The 17,658-nt window shown below is 32.0% G+C and carries 15 protein-coding genes, 1 tRNA gene and 1 riboswitch; of the genes, 12 read left to right on the top strand and 4 right to left on the bottom strand.

Going from position 1 to position 17,658, the window contains the following annotated elements; all coding sequences use genetic code 11:
• Positions 1 to 434 precede the first annotated feature (434 nt).
• Together ACIQAA_RS27160 and ACIQAA_RS27155 are read left to right on the top strand one after the other, a co-directional pair.
• Complete coding sequence (locus ACIQAA_RS27160) at positions 435 to 1,031, top strand: GIY-YIG nuclease family protein (protein WP_402625983.1); 597 nt, start codon at positions 435 to 437, stop codon at positions 1,029 to 1,031.
• Positions 1,028 to 1,204 carry a hypothetical protein gene (locus ACIQAA_RS27155; RefSeq protein WP_402625981.1) on the top strand — a complete coding sequence of 59 codons (177 nt, stop codon included), beginning with the start codon at positions 1,028 to 1,030 and terminating at the stop codon, positions 1,202 to 1,204. The genes ACIQAA_RS27160 and ACIQAA_RS27155 overlap by 4 nt, the downstream gene beginning before the upstream one ends.
• Before the next feature lie 407 nt (positions 1,205 to 1,611).
• Here ACIQAA_RS27155 and ACIQAA_RS27150 read toward each other — a convergent pair whose 3' ends face one another.
• Positions 1,612 to 2,904, bottom strand: a complete 1,293-nt coding sequence (locus ACIQAA_RS27150) for a GTPase family protein (protein WP_402625980.1) — start codon at positions 2,902 to 2,904, stop codon at positions 1,612 to 1,614.
• Positions 2,905 to 3,976: 1,072 nt separating this feature from the next.
• Here ACIQAA_RS27150 and ACIQAA_RS27145 point away from each other — a divergent pair.
• From ACIQAA_RS27145 to ACIQAA_RS27125, 5 genes are all read left to right on the top strand, one after another.
• A complete protein-coding gene (locus ACIQAA_RS27145; RefSeq protein ID WP_402625978.1) occupies positions 3,977 to 4,141 on the top strand; it encodes a hypothetical protein in 165 nt (54 codons plus the stop codon).
• 416 nt (positions 4,142 to 4,557) lie between these two features.
• Positions 4,558 to 5,463 carry a hypothetical protein gene (locus ACIQAA_RS27140; RefSeq protein ID WP_402625976.1) on the top strand — a complete coding sequence of 302 codons (906 nt, stop codon included), beginning with the start codon at positions 4,558 to 4,560 and terminating at the stop codon, positions 5,461 to 5,463.
• A complete protein-coding gene (locus ACIQAA_RS27135) occupies positions 5,456 to 9,097 on the top strand; it encodes a DEAD/DEAH box helicase (RefSeq protein WP_402625974.1) in 3,642 nt (1,213 codons plus the stop codon). The genes ACIQAA_RS27140 and ACIQAA_RS27135 overlap by 8 nt, the downstream gene beginning before the upstream one ends.
• A gap of 164 nt (positions 9,098 to 9,261) precedes the next feature.
• Entirely contained in the window at positions 9,262 to 11,103 is a 1,842-nt protein-coding gene (locus ACIQAA_RS27130; RefSeq protein ID WP_402625972.1) for an HD domain-containing protein, read from the top strand.
• Positions 11,100 to 11,330 (top strand): hypothetical protein, encoded by a 231-nt coding sequence (locus tag ACIQAA_RS27125; protein WP_402625970.1) that lies wholly within the window; start codon positions 11,100 to 11,102, stop codon positions 11,328 to 11,330. Before ACIQAA_RS27130 ends, ACIQAA_RS27125 begins: the two co-directional genes overlap by 4 nt.
• Before the next feature lie 173 nt (positions 11,331 to 11,503).
• On the opposite strand, the gene ACIQAA_RS27120 is transcribed toward ACIQAA_RS27125, so the two are convergent.
• Entirely contained in the window at positions 11,504 to 11,992 is a 489-nt protein-coding gene (locus ACIQAA_RS27120) for a hypothetical protein (protein ID WP_402625968.1), read from the bottom strand.
• 105 nt (positions 11,993 to 12,097) lie between these two features.
• On the opposite strand from ACIQAA_RS27120, the gene ACIQAA_RS27115 reads away from it, so the two are divergent.
• The 3 genes from ACIQAA_RS27115 to ACIQAA_RS27105 all read left to right on the top strand — a co-directional run bounded on the left by ACIQAA_RS27115 (position 12,098) and on the right by ACIQAA_RS27105 (position 13,361).
• A complete protein-coding gene (locus ACIQAA_RS27115; RefSeq protein ID WP_402625966.1) occupies positions 12,098 to 12,745 on the top strand; it encodes a hypothetical protein in 648 nt (215 codons plus the stop codon).
• 77 nt (positions 12,746 to 12,822) lie between these two features.
• Positions 12,823 to 12,902: transfer RNA gene (locus ACIQAA_RS27110), tRNA-Leu, on the top strand.
• 162 nt (positions 12,903 to 13,064) lie between these two features.
• Entirely contained in the window at positions 13,065 to 13,361 is a 297-nt protein-coding gene (locus ACIQAA_RS27105) for a site-specific integrase (RefSeq protein ID WP_402625964.1), read from the top strand.
• Between the two features lie 219 nt (positions 13,362 to 13,580).
• On the opposite strand, the gene ACIQAA_RS27100 is transcribed toward ACIQAA_RS27105, so the two are convergent.
• Positions 13,581 to 14,819 carry a cation:proton antiporter gene (locus ACIQAA_RS27100; RefSeq protein ID WP_402625962.1) on the bottom strand — a complete coding sequence of 413 codons (1,239 nt, stop codon included), beginning with the start codon at positions 14,817 to 14,819 and terminating at the stop codon, positions 13,581 to 13,583.
• A 254-nt stretch (positions 14,820 to 15,073) separates the two neighbouring features.
• Here ACIQAA_RS27100 and ACIQAA_RS27095 point away from each other — a divergent pair, with 254 nt between their 5' ends.
• Positions 15,074 to 16,420, top strand: a complete 1,347-nt coding sequence (locus ACIQAA_RS27095; RefSeq protein WP_402625960.1) for a TrkH family potassium uptake protein — start codon at positions 15,074 to 15,076, stop codon at positions 16,418 to 16,420.
• A 44-nt stretch (positions 16,421 to 16,464) separates the two neighbouring features.
• The gene (locus tag ACIQAA_RS27090) at positions 16,465 to 17,121 is read left to right on the top strand and encodes a potassium channel family protein (RefSeq protein WP_402625958.1); all 657 of its coding nucleotides are present in this window, start codon (positions 16,465 to 16,467) and stop codon (positions 17,119 to 17,121) included.
• 94 nt (positions 17,122 to 17,215) lie between these two features.
• On the opposite strand, the gene ACIQAA_RS27085 is transcribed toward ACIQAA_RS27090, so the two are convergent.
• Positions 17,216 to 17,338 carry a bacitracin ABC transporter ATP-binding protein gene (locus tag ACIQAA_RS27085; protein WP_402625956.1) on the bottom strand — a complete coding sequence of 41 codons (123 nt, stop codon included), beginning with the start codon at positions 17,336 to 17,338 and terminating at the stop codon, positions 17,216 to 17,218.
• A gap of 129 nt (positions 17,339 to 17,467) precedes the next feature.
• Positions 17,468 to 17,611, top strand: a riboswitch (cyclic di-AMP (ydaO/yuaA leader).
• Positions 17,612 to 17,658 lie beyond the last annotated feature (47 nt).

Here is a 17,658-nt window from a genome sequence, read left to right as displayed (position 1 = left end):
AGATAGTTAGAGCAGTTATAACAGTAAAATATGTATGTATAGATGATGATGTGTAGTGAGAAGTGTTTAGTAGTGGTGAAGTAGTGTGTATGTATGTGAAGTAAGTATGTATAGACTATAAAGAGTTATAGATATGAAATAGATAAGTTGTTTGATAGTAGTGTGAAGTGATGAAGTGTATAGATGTAGTTGTTGTTGTATAGATCGTTATTAATTAAGTTTTTCTGAGAGTAAGTGAAGATGTTGAAGGTTAAATAGAGTATAGATAGATTAAGTAGCAGTGCTGAGCACGAGACAGCTATCAAAAGGTACCGCCTCTATGTTCTAAAAAAACGCTGACAATCTTATAATTACGAGGGAGAGTCCACTTTTGGTGACGGTCCCAATTCGCCCATTTGAGTTCAAACCTGACCCTTTACTGAAAGGATGATTTTATGTACTACGTATATGAATATTTTAATGTTGAAACTGGGGAAGTCTTTCATGTAGGAGCTGGAAGCAAGAATAGATTGTTCAGCTATTATCAAAGAAGTAAAGAATTTTATAGAATGGTTGCTCTTAATAAAACATCTGTACGAATCTATCGTAAAGACTTGACCAAAGAAGAAGCTATTCAAGTTGAGACAGAACGGATTGCAGAACTAAAGTCTATCGGAGAAGCCCAGACAAACAAAGCTTTAAAAGGAACAATTCCAGACCTCTCTGATGAAACTAAAGTTAAAATGAGTATAAATAGCCAGAAGAAAGTTTTCACAGAAAAACATCGGAAGAATTTAGGTCGATCATCGGCAACTCTTAATCCTAATATTAAGAAGAAAGTTTCGGATGCATTGAAAGGTCGAAATTATAGAAATGAAGAATGGGTAATTACTTTAACCACTGGTAGTCAAATAACTTTTGATACAAGGAAGGATGCTGCTGAATATTTCGGAGTTTCGAAATCATTAATTGGAAATTGGGCAGCAAGTTCGATCAGCGTTAGATGGAAGAAGATAATCAAACGAGCAGAAGTTAGGATGAAAGAACTATGAATAAGAAATTCGAATTCATAATTGGTGGAAAACTACATGTAATCTATGCAGAAGATTTAGCAGCAGCTAAGATACTAGGTTACAAGATTTGTGTCGAACTCGAAGGACTAAAGGAGTCGGTCCTAAGTATGGCAAGAGGAAATCATAAAGAATTACGAATGATAATCATGTGAACAGTAGGAAGAAGAAGTACAATGATTACAGCCACAAGAAGGTACCACTTCTGCCATGTTTTGTACCATCAGTTGCCATGGAATTTACCACTTGCTGTCAACGCATTTACCAATAGAAAAACTTTTGAGATATTGAATTAAAAAAGCATCCTCCTATTTTTACCGAGGAATTAGGCTTTTGTTAAGCTTTCCGTAATAGCGCCAGAAAGTGGACTACCAGCTTTTATTGCACAGTAAGGTTGTAATGCGAAGCAAATAGAGTTCTGGTTTTTTTGTCGCTGAATCAAGATTAACACCCTAAACAACAAAAAGACGCGTTATGAAATAAACGCGCCCGATTGTGGAAGAACATTATTTTAAATATTATTAATGTTACGGTTCTCAGTAATGTATCTAAGTGAGGTTTATTATTGCAACTGTTCTTCTTTTTTCGCATCTTCCATTTCTTTCTTTGCTTGTTCTTTTGTTTTTCCATCTATATAGTAAGCTATTGCTGCTTTACCTACTGCATAAGTTCCCGAATAAGCTATTGTACTACTGATAGCAGATCCTGAACCTGGTATTAATACATTTAAAAATTTCGCACCTTGTTGAGCTACAAATCTCAATCCTAATCCAAACAAAGCTACTCCTCCTAACGAAAGAATAAATTCTCTCGCCATCTTACTATCTATCTTTTGTCCACTTAGATAAGCTATAAGAGTAACTTCAACTATTTGTATAGGTATTAGAACTACAATATCACTTGCTGGTATCGGAGTAATTGCCACACCTGCACTTGCTGTTGAAAACACTTTGACAAACTTATTGGCAATTTTCTCAATAGCTATATCAAGTTTGTTGTTCAACATTAAATATACAGCGGCACGAAAGTCAATGTTTTCTTCTAAAAAGTTTACCAGCTTATCAATATTGTATCTTCCATCAAATTCAATCACTAGTTCCGCACGCTCTTCTGGAGACAAAGATTCCGGGTCTTCATGATTCCATTCAATATATGAAGAAACTGGTACTATAAAAGTATCTGATAATCCTACTTCTTCTAATACTTGACTAACCTGTTGCTCTTTTATTGCAATGTTATCTTTTTTCTTTTGAGTATATCTTGTTGGTTCCTTAATTCTAGCTGGCTCTATATCATCTATTCGTGTAATAACTGTAACTAAAGGGACAGTTATATCTAGACTACTATAGACTTCTTTAAGATACACAGCATCTTCTCTTAAAGTAGATCTTTCAGCACCATTGGTTAATAATAAAAAGGCATCTGGTTCAAATTCTTCAATTACATTTTTTAAATCTTCTTCAGCTGTACTTGATAATGCATTTAAATTTTCTTTAATTCCTCTAGTATCAATAATTTCAAATATTACTTCATCATTCTTTTTATATTGAAATACTTGAGAATCTTTAGTACCAACCTCTATAGCACTAGTCTCCGCTAAATATGCACCAAATATGGCATTAATAAGGCTGCTTTTTCCTACACCTGTGCGCCCCATTATAACTAATCTAGGGGGTCTTCTTTCTTTGATTCCTTCCATAATACTAGTAATCTCATCTGATTTTAAAGCATTAATCACTAAATCTTTCGCTTTTTTCGGGATAACAAAATCTAACCCATTAATTAATTCTTCAACAGCGTCCATCGTATCTGTAATTTGTTGCAATCTTTTTTCTAAAACCTCTCTGCTATTCATAATTCTACCTCCATTTTAAATACCTAATTCATATTGCACTACTTAGAATCAAAACATACAGTATTCAATACAGATTTCTGATTTAAATAGTTGAATCTAATTTATACGTAATGGTATAGGGAAAATTACCCACTTATATAATAACATTATAGATTCATTAAATATAATTAAATTTACTCGAATTACTTTTATTCATAATTTAAAGCCAACAAAACCCATAAAGGAGCGAGAGAACAATCTAATGATGACTCTCCCACTCCTAATTGTAATTCTTCAATTACCTCTGTATTGAGCCTTGGTAGTTTACAATTGTCTTATTCGAGCTTATAGTGGTCCTATTCTGGCTATCAAATCGTTTATTTCACCTTCGAGAATTGCTCTAGCTTTTAAAAACCTCATTTATTTATGTTTGGTTCACTCCAATTAATCTCAAAAAACTTAAATGTGATACCAATCCAATTCACGAACTCTTTCTCCACAATCTGGACCGATTGTTGAAAGCCTACCACCGATAAAATAAAACCTCCATTAAAGGACATTCGTTCATAAAAGAAATTAATTGTTGCGCATTATACGTCTACTACGTAATACAAGAGTTAATCTGGACCGTTTGCAGAAGACTGATCTAATTGAAAGTCAATCAATTTTTTATAACATTTTGATTATCAAAACTAGGTTTTATATCTTTTATCACCAGATGGATTGCAGTGGTAAACAGTCTGTCATTCGGTGGTAAAAACTATGTCGGAGGTGGTACATTTCAATGACCGTAATCATACAAACAAGTAGTTCACAAAAACGATCGATAATAACAGTTTCTTTATCAGAAAGCTGAAATATAAGCTAGGAATAGAAACATAACAAGTCTGATCAAAAAATGGTCAGGCTTGTATTTTTTTTTGCACGTCTTGTAATAAATATAATCTTGAACAAACATCCGAAAACGCTTACAATAAAGTGGAATTCTACTAGCATTAAAGTATGTCAAAATAAATACTAGATTAAGAGTGAAAAAGTTAGGTACAGAATTCAGAGCTGTGATTTATTAATAAATTTGAGAGGTAGTGGGGAAATGATTCAAATCATCAAAAATAAAGATGAGAAGAAGTTTTTGAAAGAACTTGAAGAGGCATTGAAAAAGAATCCGAATGTTGAAGTTCATTACTCAGTCGGTCAAAGTTCTAGTCTCGGTTCGGCAAATCTTTTGACATATACTGCACTTTTGATTTCCAAGTAAGTATTTATATCAGAGAACTAATAATTAGTTAGAAAGTCTTAGACAAATTCAGATGAATCAACATCGGAATGTCTTCTGGCTTTCTTTTTTATTTCCTATAAATCAATATTTTACGTCTTAAAAAAATGGTATATCTAAAGAAAAATAGTCGAATTGAGTGAGGTTGATGAACCGAGTTTGTACAGTGCATAAATGTTAAATCAAAAATTATTGAAGAAATTAATTAGAAAAATACAACCTGAAAATTTACTACAAAAATGTCCATATGGTTAAGAATAAAACAAGGTCCAAAACTCTAAATCTACGTGAAAAATCTTTTGAATTTTTTATTACTAATTTTTTCTATAATTACAAGGAATATATCGGAAATTGTAGTAAAATGTAACCAAAGCTGTAAACATTTTGGAGGATTGCCAATGGATATTAACTTAAAAGTTGATAAATTAGATTCTTGGTTATTATCTAGTAGAAATGAAAATGAAAGTTTAAAATATAATCATTTAAAATTAACAGAAGTTGTAGATTTAAGAGATGAATTCTTACCAATATTGCAAGAAATAATTGATAATGCTCATGATGATTATAAAAGGCATAAAAGATCGGTTTTAGTTAAGTCTTTAGACCCCAGTGTGGAAATTGATTTTGATAGACTAGGGAAAAGTGACCCAGCTTATGGTTACCCAAGTGAACTAAATTTAACAACATTAAAAGGATATTTCGGTGAGATTTTTGCTGGGATAATAGCAGAAAATTTTTCACCATTTAGTATTAATGATTGGAAAGTACCGGTTTTTTGTTTTCGTCACCATGAAACAGCATTCGATCAATTAGAAACTTTCAAAAGAACAGGAATGAAAAAGAATGCAACTATCGGAAGGCCAGGCGATGATTGTGTAGCCTTTGTTTTAGACAACGAAAAAAATGAAATAGTAAAAACCTTATTTTGCGAAGCCAAATGTACTAATGATCATGATAGTTCATTAATAAATAAAGCACATAGTCAAATAAGTGATTTAAATCCAGTTCCTGTAGAACTATTAAGGATTTTAGAAATACTTAATGACTATGACACTGAATATGCAAAAAAGTGGGCAAAGGCAATTTCAACCCTCTATATAAATAATTATCAAACTGAGCGTTTTGATCTAGTTAGTTATGTTTGTGGTAGAGCTCCGGTAAATAGTGAAACTTGGATAGATTGTAATAAACCTCATAAAACATACAAAGGTGACCGTAACTTAGAGTGTGTTGAAGTTCATCTTTCTAATGTTAATGAACTTGTAGAAAATCTCTACTGGAAGGAAATGACTAACGTTGGATAAAAACGGAAACAGGATGGGTATAGAGGAATTAGTTGAATTGTATAAACAAGAATTCTCCTCAAGGAAGTTTCCGCCTACTATAGCCAAATTATATAGCCACTATACAAAAATCAATTTACAACAAGAGGGATTGAAAAGTTGGAGTGAAAGTAATTTTCACAGTCTCCTAAATGAATCTATAAGGTTCATTTACCTTGGATTTGAATTAAAAGAAAGTAAAAAGACGGGGTGGGACGAATTTTTTCGTAAAGCAGGAGAAATCCTTGAATGGCTTTCTCATCCTAAAATTAATATTTTCGAATATCCATTACACCTAATTGCTGCAGCTTCTTATCAGATTGCAGGGTACCCTGCACTTGCGTATGGTTTATTAGGTGAAAGAAACTTCACCACATATGAATCTGAAATTTTAAGATTGTTTGTAAAAAATGACTTTATAAATTTATTACCGAAAATAAAAGATTATTGGGATACGAACGATTTTAAAAGTGGGAATACTGATAAGGAATTTTACGAAGAGGATTTCAATGAATATATTGTACGTGAAATTGTTAGCATTATAGGAATTGTAATTAACTACCTACAAGGAGATACCAAGGAAAGAGTACAATTGGCAGCTAGTAAGTTTTATGATGTATCAAAATTACTTCTTCATGACAGCCAATCATTAAATTGGATTCTTTCAAAATTATATGCAGAGATTACTAGAAGTTTTATAAATAATTCTCTTAGGTATGTATTGGAAGATTTAAGAGACAAAGACAATGAAGAGTTGAATGTTGCTATAGAATCTTATATTAAGAATCGTTTTCTAGAGAATAAGGTATTATTATGGCCATCTCAACTTAGAGGAATAAAAAAACTTAAAAAAGAAAAGTCATTTGTATTATGTACTCCTACCGGGTCGGGAAAAACAACTATTGCTGAGTTGGCAATAATAAAAAATATCTATTCAAATGTAAATAGTAATATTCAAGCTGATTCTGTAGTTGATCACTTAACTATAATGGAAATACTGGCACCAAGTGAACCTATAATTCTATATTTAGTACCCTCTAGGGCTTTAGCAACTGAGGCAGAATGGAAAATAAGTAAAGTGTTAGAGGGTATAAGTGATACTAATATCAAGGTTACGGGTTTATACGGTGGGAATGATTGGGGTCCAACTGACGCATGGATAAATCAAGATGAAAAGACTGTTCTAATATGTACATATGAAAAAGGTGAAGCGCTACTAAGATTTCTAGGGCCACTATTTTTACATCGTTTGTCACTAGTAATTATAGATGAAGCCCATTCAGTTCAATATGACAACAACATTGAATCTTTAGTTTCAGGAGACAATCGGTCATTAAGATTAGAATCATTAAGTAACCGATTAATAAATTTTTTACATAATAATAAAAGAGCAGTAATAGGACTATCTGCTGTTATTGGAAATAACGCTAAAAATTTGTCAAACTGGATTACAAATAATCAATCGGAGGCTGAACAGACTCCATATAGAAGTACAAGACAATTAGTTGGAAGATTAGAGTTTACTAACAAAGGAGACTTTAGTATACGTTATGATTTACTAAATGGAGCAATAATTAGGTTTAGTGAACAAGAGGAAGGGGAGAATAGTCCTTTTATCCCTAAGCCATTTCCTTCTAGTCCATTAGGAATTAAGGATTTACCCAAAAAGTATACAGGAAAGGATAAAGGCTTTGGCAAATCCTCTAGACCTTTTCTTTTCTGGTCTGCTATGCAACTAGCTAAAGAAAAACAATATGAGAAACAAAATACCATCCTTATTTCTATTATGCAACATGTTAATGGGTATGCGACCGATTTTCTTGACGTAATAGATAACATATACGGGGAAGATGCTATACCAACTTTTTTTAGAAAACCAACACAAGATGCAGAAAAAGAACTTTGGGATAAATGTTTAGAATCGTGCAAAGATTATTATGGTGAACAATCAGTTGAGTATAAACTGTTAAACAAAGGAATCGTTGTACATTATGGGAAAATGCCAGGTCTTCTTTCTAGACTTTTAATAGAAGTTATTACAAAAAGAATTGTTCATGTTGTATTGGCCTCATCGACACTTTCAGAGGGAGTAAATTTACCATTTGATATAGTAATAATTCCGGTTCTTAGCAGAAGAGGAAATCCAATATCAGTAAGTGAATTTAGTAATTTAGTAGGAAGAGCTGGGAGACCAGGTAACGGTACTGAGGGAAAGAGTTTAATTTTTTTAGAAGGATTATCTCCGTCTATTAAATATAGTTCAAAAAATGCACGTAATGATTATAATGAAATATTGACAGGATTTTTGGCTAATAATAAAGAAGATTTAATTGATGAGCAGGAAAGTATTTCAAGTTCAGTAGCAAAATTACTTACATATATAAAAGAACAATGGCAAACTATTACTGATTCAACTTCTTCTGAGGAATTTTCAAAATGGCTAGAAACGTGTATCCCAAGTGAAAATGAAGATATTTTTGAGAAAGACTCGAAATATGAGGCGGAAAAAGCGCTAGATACATTAGATACTATCCTTATTTCTGCAATTTCAGAATATGAAAATATAAGGAACCAGGGTATTTCAAAAGTTGAACTAGAAAAGTTACTAAAAGATACTTGGAAAAAGACATATGCTTATTTTACAACGAAAAAAGAAGAATTAGAGGAAATCTATATTAATAGAGGTACAGCTATCGTTGATAATATTTATCCCCAAAAATCTGAAAGACGTAAAATATATAAGACCGGATTACAACCTAGATTTGCATCACAACTATTTCAATTGCATGAGGATATAGTAAATCAATTAAAAACAGGAGTAGACTATAAAAACTGGACTAAAGAAGAGAAAATTAAATATATTATTTCTTGTGTAAAAGAAATTTCTTATTTAAAAAAATTTGAAATGAAAAATAAGGTGGGGAAAGGAAAAGCTGCCGCGGATTGGGAAGATGTTTTATACTGGTGGCTTTCTCATAATCAGAGTACTATAAAACCCAAAAGTAAAGACATACCTACATGGATAAAATTTGTATATGATAATTTTAATTATAAGTTTAATTGGGGTTTGGGTACCGTTATATCACTGCAAATGGAGAAAGTTGAGGAGAATGACGTATTAAGGTTTATTTCTCTAGATGACTGGCCAAATACTGGACTCCCATGGATTGTTTTTTGGATTAAAGAATTAATTACTTGGGGAACTTATGATCCAGTAGTAGCTTACCTTCTATCTAGCAAAATTTCAATTACTCGAGAGGATGCAAGTATTCTTTCACAAGATTATTATAAAAATGTAGATTTTAAGGAAGATATATTTGATGCAAAACTAATAAGCAAATGGACTAAGGAAACTTTCTCAAATTTGAATGATAAACATAAACCTAAGAGTGATCTGATAAGTATAGAGGTTAAAACAACTAGAAAAGTAGAGTTAATTTTCAAAAAGAATTGGAGGGTATTTCCAATTATTAGGAATAATAAGGTCTATTGGTTAGAATATGGTGGATATTTAATGGCTGAATCAAATATTGATGGTAATCAATTAGAATTTTTAGATAGTAACAATGAATTTATATTGGATGAAAACATTTCTAAGGTGATAGCCAAACTATAATTATATTTACCTAAACGAAATGTTATAAATAATTAAAGATTTTTATATTACCTATATGAAATAAAATATTAATTTTGGGGGAATTAAATATTTTTAGAGGAAAATATTAGTATTTGTAGAATAAATTTATAGATATGTAAATGATTGGGGGAATAATTAAAACCGTGTCAAACAAAACAAACGTACGAGATCCAATACATAATTATATTTATATGACGGATGTAGAGGAAAGTGTTGTTCAACACCCATTATTTCAAAGATTAAGATATATCTCACAAAATGGATCTGCATACTATACCTATCCATCAAACAGACATGATAGATTTCTTCATTCTTTAGGTGTAATGAAAATTGGAGGTGACATATTTTTAAATGCAACCGAAGACCTTCAAGATAAGGATGTTAGAAATTTTTTAATAAAAGCTTATCAATATATAAAAACCCAAGCCACAATTGTAGGGGTCAATATAATTGCAGTTACAGATGATTTTATTGAAAAGAAAAATCAAACGTTTATAAAATATGGTTTGAATTTAGATGAAGATGTAAAGTTCGTTAAAAATGAATTAACAAAAGAAGATTCCAATACTGCTTTTAAGCTAACAAAGTCCATACTCTTTCAAAGTTTACGTTTAGCGTGTTTATTGCATGATGTTGGGCATTTCCCATATAGTCATACAATTGAGTACGCTTTGGGAGATTACATTTCGGAGTTACAGGAATCTCAAAGGGAATTAAATCAAAAAGAAAAAGAATTTTTAGAAAATTACTTAAGCATGAAGAAGTTTCTGAAAGTTGAAACTGTAGACAAAGCACTACACGAAATGATTGGGATTAAAATATTAGATGAAATAATACCTTCAGGAAATTTAAATAATTTTCAACGTCTTTGTAGAACAATTGCTAAACAAATATTAACTAAACAAGAACAAATACCTGTTCTCCAAACTCTTTATGAAGTGGTGTCAGGTGAGTTGGATGCTGATCGGTTAGATTATTCCTTAAGAGACCCGAAGTCATCAGGATTAGAACTTGGTCAAATAGACATGGAAAGGCTCTTAAATAATTTTACAATAGTAACTGAAACAATTGAAAAATCTGAAACATCTGAAACAGTTGAAAATGTAGAAACTTTTAGAATATTACCGAAGGTTCAAGCGCTTTCTACAATTGAAACCTTTTATCACCAACGCTATTTAAATTATAAGTATTTAGTCTATCATCATAGTAAAGTCAGAATGGACAAGATTATAGGTGAAATTACAAAAAAATTAGTAGCAATTTATTTTAGGACCAATTCAGGAGCAGAATGGATAAAAGGGATACTTGAGAAAAATAATTTCCACTTCCTTTGGAGTAAAATTAATGGTACGGTAAGAGTAGCTACTAATGAAGATAATTATTTCTATTGTGATGAAGGTTGGTTTAATAGTTTAATAAAAGAGATTTATTATTCAAGATTAGATAATAATATAATCGACAATGAGATAAAGTCATTGCTTCTTCTAATTAATACATTTATCTTTAGAAGGACAGATAACATAGTAACTCTTTTTAAAAGGTATGACAAATACCTAAACTTTTTTGACACATTAAAAATTAGAATAGAAAAAGAAACACATACGACTATTGATCAAAAAGAATTTATTAAGGAATGTTTTGGACTATTGTTTGCAGATGGGGTAATTGAAGTGTTTAAAGAAAAAATTAAAAATAAACACGATACAATTTTACTTATGAAATCGACACCTCCAAAATCAATCTCATTTGATAATGAAGGAAACTCTGAACTTAAAATTGTTGTAGGCACTGAAAAAAATGTTATTCCAATTCATAGGCTTTCACCTTATTTAGATAGCTTAAAATTGATGAATGATTCTGATCAATTGTTTCATATTTTCTTGATTGGAGAAAACATAAAAACTAAAGAAATCGGTAGTTTGATAGAAAATGAATTATGTGATTTTATGCAGAATATTTATATAGAGGAGTTGGTTAAAAAATGACAATTCTTAAGAGCAAAGCAACTAAAGTTTTAGGAGAAATAAGTCGTGAAACAGATGGTATTTCATTATATGAATTAGGAAAAAAATTAAATGATAAATATTCTGAAACTTTGTCTTTTACCAATTTTGAAGAATTTATTAATATCAATATAATTTCTGGTAGATTAGAACAGAAGGAAGAAAAGTTGTATATTACCGAAAGAGGTAAGAAGGCAATTGAAGTATGAATGAATTATTTGGATATTACTGAATAATATCAATTGTTAAAAATTTTTTTAATAAATTCATAGGGACCCTAAAAGGGTTCTTCTTTTTTACAGTACAAATATAAAAATCCTTTTAAGAGAGTAAAATAAATTAAAATCACCTTGATTTGAAATTCAAGGTGATTAAATTTTCTTTATAAGCCATATCGTGCTTTTTGCTCTTTAATTGTATTTTGTTTGATCTCATCAATATATTTATTGACACACCATTCTGAGCAAAATTTTTCTCCGTGTATCTGATTATGCCAATTTTGAGCTATCCAATATCCTTTATCTGTTTTTGTGGATATTTCTTTAAGGCAATTTACACATTTAATTGTATAATGTCTTTTTAAATCTTTTCTAAAGAGCTTTTTTATTAGAGGACCTTCAATAAATTGTTTAAACGAATCTTCAACATCGTATTTTATTTGAGCAAATGTTCTTTCTTCATATTCTTTTTCACTTATATTTAAATAGGTAGTTGTTAAGCCTCCTATAATTTCTTGAACTTCTTTCAGAGTTAACTCCTCATTTAATCCGTTAAAGCCTCTTAAGCCTCCTGTTACTTCGTCTTTGTAGAAATTATAAAAAGTTCTTCTTATGTTAGAAAAATCTTTGTCTGTGAAAAATCTATTCTCCATCTTCCCATTCACTTTTCCCTTTTGTTGTAATTTACCTCAAATTATTTTAACACATTTTTTTTACAAATGATTTCTACAAGATATAAAGTAAAAGAGGTGATAGAAATGCTACCAACAAAAAAACAATTAATGGAACATTTAGAAGATAAGATGACTAACCAGGATATTGCAAAAATTTATGGCGTAACATTTCAAAAAATAATTCAATTAGTCAAGAAATATGAACTTCATCCCAATGAACTTAGAAGAGTTGATAAGTTTATAGTCTATGAACATCTTCTTGATGGGAGTGTTTGCTATGTTGGCTCTGGAGTTTGGTACAGAATGAGAAGATCGAGCACAAGGAGAAATATCGAACATCAGCAGCTAATGGAACAAGGGTTTATTGAATACAAAATTGTAGCTGAATTTGATGATAGGGACTCAGCTAAGGATTATGAAGACAAATTAATAAAAAGATATAGAAGCTTAGGGCAAAGTAAGTTTAATTTTAAGTATGCTGGAGTTAGAGATGAAATTACGAAAAGAGGTTATTCCTCTACAAGACCAAGAAGAAGTAAGAATCAATCAATTGAAGTATGGAAAAATGGTCAGTATTATGGAACCTATAATTACATCATAGATTTTGCAAGAGAAATTGCTGATCAACCTGAAAAACTACTTAGTGGGATTTCTACAATGATTAACAAGAACTGGAGACCACAGAAAGGTCCACTTGCGCGGTTCGTAATTAAGAACAAAAGTGTTGACTAAACAGGCGGGTTAAGGCATAATTGAGCTATATCTTATGCGGAATTATTAACCAAAACAATCAAAATGTTGATATGTCAGCCGGTGTGGCAATTTGTCAGACGAAGACGACTCAAAATCGTGTTCCTCTGGAGTGTCGGTTCGACCCCGACCACCGGTATCAAATAAAGGTTAAAAGCCTTATAGGTCAATGCTTTGAAGTAATTCGAGCATTGGCCTTTTTTCGTTTTAGTGGACTAAAGCGATATGCTAATCGTGTGGACACAATTTACGGTTATTAAGTACCTTTAAGACCAAATTTTCTTAAAGGGAGAAGAGTAAAATGACTAAAGCAAGAAAAGTGAAAAGAATAGTGGCACAAGCTGAAGAAAAAACTATAAGGGAAATGTATGAGGATTTTCAGTTGGCAAACCGAATTAAAAATTTATCTGGAATGACAATCCGGTTCTATGAGCAAAATCTGGTTCGTTTTTTTAGATTCCTTGATGATGTTAGTGTTGCTGATATTACTGCTATTAATAAACAAGTGGTGGATCAGTATATTCTGTCAATGAAACGAAAGGAACTAAAGGACACAACAATTAATACTTATCTCAGAGCAGCTAGGGCGTTACTGTAAATTAAGTAAGTGAAGAAATGTACTTCAAGTAACGGGGGAGGTTTAGGTCAAGAAACACACATTGCATTAAATTTTTAAATACAAAAAACCACTACTCTAATGCAGTGGCTTTTAAAGGAATGGTGCTTATAAATTATAAATGTAACATATGTTCAACAAGTCAGATGAGCTAATTCCTTTTTTAACTAAAGATATTTGGAGAATGGAATTATATATAATTTAAACAGGTTTTAATGTAATTCCTAATTTCCTTGCTACAAAACCTGTTGTACTTGCTTGAATCAAGATCGTCACTAGTATGGCGATAAATGTAACTGAAGCTATTTCATTACCATAATCGACCCCTGAAGCCACAATCATACCAGAAAGTGCGGCTGGGATTACGCCTGTTTCACGTACCCAAAACATAAAAACAATCTCATTCCATTTCCATTTTGCCCTTCTATCAGGCAAAGTACAAAGAATGACAGTAAGAGGTCTAGCAATAAACATAAAGACTAGGACTATCAATATCCCTTGTATCCAAAAGTCATATAAAATATTAAAATCAACCTGGGTACCAAGCAGCATAAAGATAAGGCTTCTCAAAAGTAAAGTTATCGTTTCAGAGAATTCAAATACAGTTTCATTTGTTTCTTCGGAAACTTTAAGTCGAAATAGTTCAGGATTCCCCGATATTAAACCCGCAGTAAAGGTAGCCATAAACCCACTTGCATGTATATAGCCTGCTGCCAAATAAGAACTAATTGCTACAACAAGACTAACAACCGTACCGTATTTTCTTAATAGACCCCATCGGTGATCTGAAGATAATATATTTCCTATCCAGCCAATTAACGTTCCGACTAAAACTCCTCCTCCAGCTTCCCGAAAGAAACTCCAAATACTGGATGATACAGAGAGTTCTGTTTGTCCCAAAATGACCCCTAGAACGGTAAATGTCAAAATAGAAGCAGTTGCATCGTTAAATGCTGATTCACTCTCCACCGTACGCCTTACTTTTTCTTGAATTGTGATTTGTTTAAATACAGGCATTAAAGTTGCGGGATCTGTAGACGCAATTACGGAAGCTAGCAAAAGTGCATACATGATAGGTATATCTAATAAATAATAAGCAGTAACCGCTACAATAACGGCTGTAACAAGGACTCCTAGTATAGATAAAAGAGTAATTGTAATCCAGACCTTTTTCAGAACAGAGAAGAGAATGGCTCTTCCTCCTTCAAAAAGGATTAAAATCGAGCCTATTACAATGATAAATTGATAGGACACTGAATCATTGGGAACTGTTATCAATTTGAATACGGATGGTCCGAGCAAAATCCCTACTATCATAAAAAGGGCGACATCTGGAATTTTTGTTTTTTCAGAAAGTTTCATGGCCGCTAATCCAAAAAGAAAGACCATAGTAATCATGTATAATTCACGTTGAACAATACTCATAACGTTGGCTTCCACTTTTATCTCACCTCCTCTAGATTCTCAAATGTTAGTTTGTTCATTAAAAAGCTAATATATATTCCATTAATAAAAAAATTCTTTTAAAGAGAAGGGTAACCGTTTTCTATTTAGCTTACCAGTAAAGTTCTCTAAATGGAGTTCATAAACCGAAGACAATTGGGTATAACATAAAAAAGAATTTCAAAATTTTTTTAGGATAAATATTTTTTAAAAAGCATGATTTATTTGAATATTTAAAGGGAGTCAATAATGTGGAATTGTTTAAACGAAAAGGGAATTTAATTAGTTTGCATCCTGCCCAAATACTTGTAATAGGTTTTGGTAGTCTAATACTGTTGGGGACCCTTCTTTTCATGCTACCAATATCTACATATGAAAAAGGACGTGGACTTAGCTTCATTGATGCTTTATTTGAAGCAACTTCTGCTGTCTGTGTTACAGGTTTGGCAGTTGTGGATACTGGAACAACCTTTACCTTATTTGGTGAAATTGTTCTTCTTTGTTTGATTCAGATCGGTGGTTGGGGTTTTATGACCACAGGTATATTCATGTTTATTATCTTAGGTAAAAAGATTGGTCTGAAGGAACGTTTATTATTGCAAGATTCATTAAATGTATTTTCACTTGCTGGAGTAGTGACCCTTGTAAAGAGGATTATCCTCATTACTTTTATTGTAGAACTAATTGGTGCTACTACTCTAGCCATTCGTTGGTCATTTGAAATGCCCTTGGAGAAAGCAATTTACTATGGTATATTCCACTCTATTTCAGCCTTTAATAATGCTGGGTTCGGACTTGAACCTGACAACCTAAGCAAATGGGTAGGTGATCCGACAGTTAATATAATGGTTACCCTTCTTTTCATCACTGGGGGTATAGGTTTTACAGTAATTCTCGATCTTTTTCATAAAAAATCCTTACGCAAATTATCCCTTCATTCTAAAGTCGTATTGCTTATGACACTAATACTTAACATTATAGGACCTTTAATCATTTTGGTCTCAGAATACGATAATCCTTCGACTATTGGAAAGTTGGAGTTGGGGGATAAGCTATGGGCATCCTACTTTCAAGGAGTTGTAACAAGGACTGCCGGTTTTAATACCATTGATATTGGTGCTTTGAACTTATCTTCCCTTGTCTTCATGATGGCTCTAATGTTTATTGGTGCATCATCAGGATCTACCGGTGGTGGAATTAAAGTAACGACCTTTGCCATTATTATTTTAGCTTTTTGGACAGTAGTAACGAACCGGGATGATGTGAATATTTTTAAACGTAGAATCTCGTGGGGATTGGTAAATAAATCATTATCAATTGTTGTGACGGCAATGACTTTTATTTTCCTCATTTTCTTTTTATTAACTTTTACCGAGAAAGCTGATATGAGCAAAATATTATTTGAAACGATTTCCGCCTTTGGCACAGTAGGTTTGTCTGCAAATTTTTCGCCAGAACTTTCGCCTATAGGGAGATTTTTGATTACGATTATGATGTTTATTGGTAGGCTTGGACCTTTAACAATGGCTTTCGCTCTTTTAAATACTCGAAAAGAAGCAAAGGTTAGATATGCAGAAGAAAAAATATTAATTGGCTAGGGTTTAATCAATAATTAAGATTCTTTTGGGGTGACTAATAAACTATGGCAAAGCTCAGTTATGCTGTTATTGGACTAGGTAGATTTGGAACAAGTATTGCATCAAAGTTATTCGAAGCAGGGCAAGAAGTCATGGGGATTGATTTAGATGAAGAACGTATAGAAGATAGCAAATTATCGCTTACACACGCTGTTGTACTTGATTCTACTGAAGAGGAATCACTTAAATCAGTTGGAATTCGAAATTTTGATTATGTAATCGTAGCAATTGGTGATGACATGCAAGCTAGTATCCTAACGGTTCTCCTCTTAAAAGAAATTGGGGTACAAAAAGTAATTGCAAAAGCTCTTAACAAACGTCACGGACAAGTATTAACAAAAGTTGGAGCAGATTGGGTAATACATCCAGAAAGGGATATGGGAGAACGGGTTGCACACCAGCTCCTCTCACCTAACGTGTTGAATTATATAGAACTTTCAAGAGAATATAATATTGAAGAAATAATGATTCCTTCAGGAATAACAAGAAAAAATTTACGAGATCTAGATTTGCGAGCAAAATATAATTTGACTGCTATTGCGATTGTTAATAATGAAAATATAATCATTTCCCCATCTCCTGATCAGATTCTTCAAGAAGGGGATAAATTAGTTGTACTAGGACATCGAGATAATATTAATGAGTTTGCAAATATTAGGTGAAATGAAAGGTAATCAAGACATCCACCGAATGGGTGTCTTTTTAATTTTCGCCTGCATATAAAAAGACCGCAAGAACAATGCGGTCCATGAAGTCTTAATCGTTATTTATTGCTTCTGTATTTTGTTCATTTATATGTTTTCCATATAGCTGGTTAATTTCATTAGCTAATTCATCTAAAAATTCATCAGATAATAAAGGTTTATTTTCTTTTAACATATTAATTCCTCCTTCGAACTGGGCAAATCGTTTAAAATTACGTTTTCTGTATTCATGTTTTTTTAATCTTTTTCAAAAAAATTTATTTACTTTTGGTAAATACAGGAGTAATATAATCACAGTTTCAAAGTTCTTAAATCGCTGAAACCATATGGTACGGGGGAAACATTATCCTGGATAATTTCTCAATCCTAGGGGTGAATCCTTTTTAGGTAGGGCTACTCAAAGGTCCGAATCCGACAGCTAACCTCGTAAGCGTTAATGAGAAGGAAGGTGGAGCTTGTGATGCAAGTAAAATGATGTGTCTACAGGTCTATTAA

It is taken from the genome of Neobacillus sp. NPDC093182 (assembly GCF_044754045.1).
The sequence above is the reverse complement of the archived record's forward strand: the minus strand, read 5'-3'. Positions and strand labels throughout refer to the sequence as shown.